The organism is Moorena sp. SIO3H5 (assembly GCF_010692395.1).
GTDB lineage: Bacteria > Cyanobacteriota > Cyanobacteriia > Cyanobacteriales > Coleofasciculaceae > Moorena.
Genome location: NZ_JAAHHS010000642.1, coordinates 1 through 2,888 on the forward strand (window position 1 = coordinate 1; position 2,888 = coordinate 2,888).

Below are 2,888 nucleotides of genomic sequence, written 5' to 3' on the forward strand. Positions count from 1 at the left end.
AATTGATTCTTGACTAACTGAACTTGGATAATGATACGGACCGGTGAAATGACAACAAGAAGGGAGCTCTCTTCTAGGAAATTCAAATTCAGCAGGTTGTTGACAAATTTGAGCCAATTGGGAACAGTATTGATTGAAGTGATTATAGGGAGATAAATTCCACTGCTGACGATGGTCATTAATAATGTTTATAAAAGATTTATTCACCAGATAAAGCAGTGCAGAACCCACTCGGTTGCGTATAATTCCCCGCCATGAAGGGTCATAATTCCAGGACGTGGTTATGGGAGGAACGCTCATGTCCCAATTGCAAATTAAGGCATTGGATACAGTTACAAAAGGAATATCTAGATAGTTAGCGATAGTTGCTCCTTCTGGAGTACCTTGATCTAATAATAATAGCTCTATACCTGCTGCTTTAATTAGGTCTGGAGCATCCCGAAGACAAATTTTTGCTGTATTGATAATCCAATTGAGTGTATACAGTAATCCCTTAAATCCACTGTAATTACCTAGTTGAGTAGAGAAGTCTTTTGTGGCTCCTTTGGGAAAATCAGACTTGCCAATCACCTGAAATTATAATCCTGCTGCTATAACTTTTGGTTGAGTGTCTTCAATTCCTAATACGGTAACGCGATGACCACGCTGTTTCAGTTCGTAGCCTAACGTAGCCATAGGGTTAAGATGACCAGAAACAGGAGGACACATGATGCCAAAATGAGTCATAATACTTCCTCAATAAAATAGATTACCTTGATTAAAGATTAAGTTGATAGCGGGCTCCCAGCCCCATTGATATTTCCCCAGACTTTATTCCCATCATTGGGAAAATTGATGATATCGCAGTGATAACCCTGCTGGTTTCGGAGCTGTCTCAGTGGCTAATTGACTTTGCCAAAACCCGCCAAAGCGAAAAAATTGCCAATGACACTCAAGATCCTAAGGTCAAGACTGTGGATGTAGACTCTATGGGTGTCTAGTCAAGGGTCTTGAAAGGGTTCAGGCAGAAGTAGATTGACACAATTACTTCTGCATTTTTTTTTCGGTAATTTCCCCTTGAGGGTCTGTCTGTGGTTAGTGGTTAGTGGGTACTGCTACCAACTTTAGAGGTGTACAGCTGTGCCTCTGTAGTGACAGCTCCCACACTGACTCTTTGAGTTCAGTGTAGGCATCAAGCGCCAATCCAGCTATTGCTTAGGAGGCGCTGGGCTTTAAGAACGGACTGCCCTGCCGCTCTGTTTTTTTGGTCTTTTGTTTAATAATGTTTGACCAACTTTCCAGCATTTTCGGCTTTGAAAGTCAGTATTTCTAGTATAACACATCGATTGGTATTTTGTGAAAGACTCTGTGCAAAATTCATCCCACACTCATGCTGCGCATTGAGATGTGGGGCTTCTTTTGCCGGAAGCTAACAAGCTTCTGGAGTAATTCAGCAGATTCGACTCACTCAGCTGATGGACAGTACTCCCCCTAATCACTGCCATTGTTTGAACAGATAAGGATGAGCGATCAGCGCGGTTCAGTTACAACGGAAGACAACTATCATATTTCCCGGATGTGGGAAAAAGTAACCGGCAAAAGCATAAAACATCAGTAGCGGGGAAGTTAATATAGTTCCTAGGCGAGGCGGTTCAGTTGCAACATCAATCATGTTTCCCGTACAACGAACATAAGTAAAAATAAATCTGGGATTCAGCGTGGGAAACAAGCTGTTGCCTGACCACCGTTTGTAGACTTTTACGACTTCTAAACCATTACTTAACCCCAAATTCAATAGCGCTTTCTCTGAGAGAATATGTTGATGGTAAGGTTGGTGTAACATGGTGAGGTATGAGTCAGACAATTCAATCTCATCGGCATTGGGTGTTCCTACGACCAACAACCCACCTTTTTTCAAACAGCTAACCAATTGACCGAAAACTTTCCGTGGTTCCTTGAGGTGTTCAATTACTTGATCGGTGAAAATTATATCGTATTCATGATCTAAAACACTTTGGTCAGAGTACTTGGGAATATAGGAATCGTAACCAAAAGCATTGTTGTAACCTAGCTGATGTAAGAACGAAAGGAATAATCCTTGGTTACACCCAAAATCTAGAAGCTTATGATTCTTTTTAAATCCATGTTTAAGTAAGAGTTTAAGCGGACCTTGATAAGCCAGACGACTGATGAAATTATTGAACCGTAGATTGTTGATGGGATAGTCTGCATAATAATAGTCTAGATCTACTGAGTCTTTAGAATGTAGAGAATGGCAAGATGAACATCGCCAGACGGTAAACTTGTGCTCTTTAAACTTTCGGACATTAGAAGAAATTTGTCTAACATCTTTAGCCTGTTTAAAAGTTCCAGGATTGTCACAAACATTACAAACAGTAAACTCACCCATAATTATTGCTTCACTAGTTCAAGTAATCTGCTATGAATTGACCTATAAGCTGTTCAGTATTTAGATTGGGATACCTAAATTGCTCAAAGGGAATCGGGAATCGGGAATCGGGAATCGGGAAAAACCAATTTAAATGCGCATCAGCTTAGTAATTGACCTATACCAACTATTTGGTCTTCAATTGATAATTTTTGTCCAGCACCTCCCCCAGGCTTTATTAGCCGGACTTTTTGATTTTCAATTTTTTCTTGATGTTGACGATGTAATAACTTGGCTTGTTCTATCAGTTGAGATAGTTGCTCATAATTTATTCCTACCCACATTCCGCACGTCAAGTTGTAGCATTAAAAGTAGTATAAAAACGGCAGCTTGGTAAGTATTTATACTATGTAGCTCCGATTCATTGACGTTTCTGAGGAGTCAAATTCTCAGGAAAATATTAAGCATAAATACTCAATTACTTACTCCTATTGACCACTATAATTGTCTCCTGTCTCCT

3 protein-coding genes and 1 pseudogene are annotated in these 2,888 nt (G+C 40.0%); 1 reads left to right on the plus strand and 3 read right to left on the minus strand.

What is annotated here, in order from left to right; genetic code table 11:
- Both F6K52_RS34910 and F6K52_RS34915 read right to left on the minus strand, forming a co-directional pair.
- Positions 1-570, minus strand: a pseudogene (locus tag F6K52_RS34910) (glycosyl transferase family 1); the annotation flags it as partial.
- A gap of 6 nt (positions 571-576) precedes the next feature.
- Positions 577-726 carry a hypothetical protein gene (locus tag F6K52_RS34915; RefSeq protein ID WP_293089568.1) on the minus strand — a complete coding sequence of 50 codons (150 nt, stop codon included), beginning with the start codon at positions 724-726 and terminating at the stop codon, positions 577-579.
- A gap of 65 nt (positions 727-791) precedes the next feature.
- Here F6K52_RS34915 and F6K52_RS34920 point away from each other — a divergent pair, with 65 nt between their 5' ends.
- The gene (locus F6K52_RS34920; protein WP_364421270.1) at positions 792-980 is read left to right on the plus strand and encodes a DUF1232 domain-containing protein; all 189 of its coding nucleotides are present in this window, start codon (positions 792-794) and stop codon (positions 978-980) included.
- A gap of 539 nt (positions 981-1,519) precedes the next feature.
- On the opposite strand, the gene F6K52_RS34925 is transcribed toward F6K52_RS34920, so the two are convergent.
- Complete coding sequence (locus F6K52_RS34925; protein WP_293089570.1) at positions 1,520-2,389, minus strand: class I SAM-dependent methyltransferase; 870 nt, start codon at positions 2,387-2,389, stop codon at positions 1,520-1,522.
- Positions 2,390-2,888: the final 499 nt, after the last annotated feature.

Coding starts and splice junctions, on each gene's coding strand:
- F6K52_RS34915 (WP_293089568.1), bottom strand. CDS start 726: ATGACTCATTTTGGCATCATGTGTCCTCCTGTTTCTGGTCATCTTAAC.
- F6K52_RS34925 (WP_293089570.1), bottom strand. CDS start 2,389: ATGGGTGAGTTTACTGTTTGTAATGTTTGTGACAATCCTGGAACTTTT.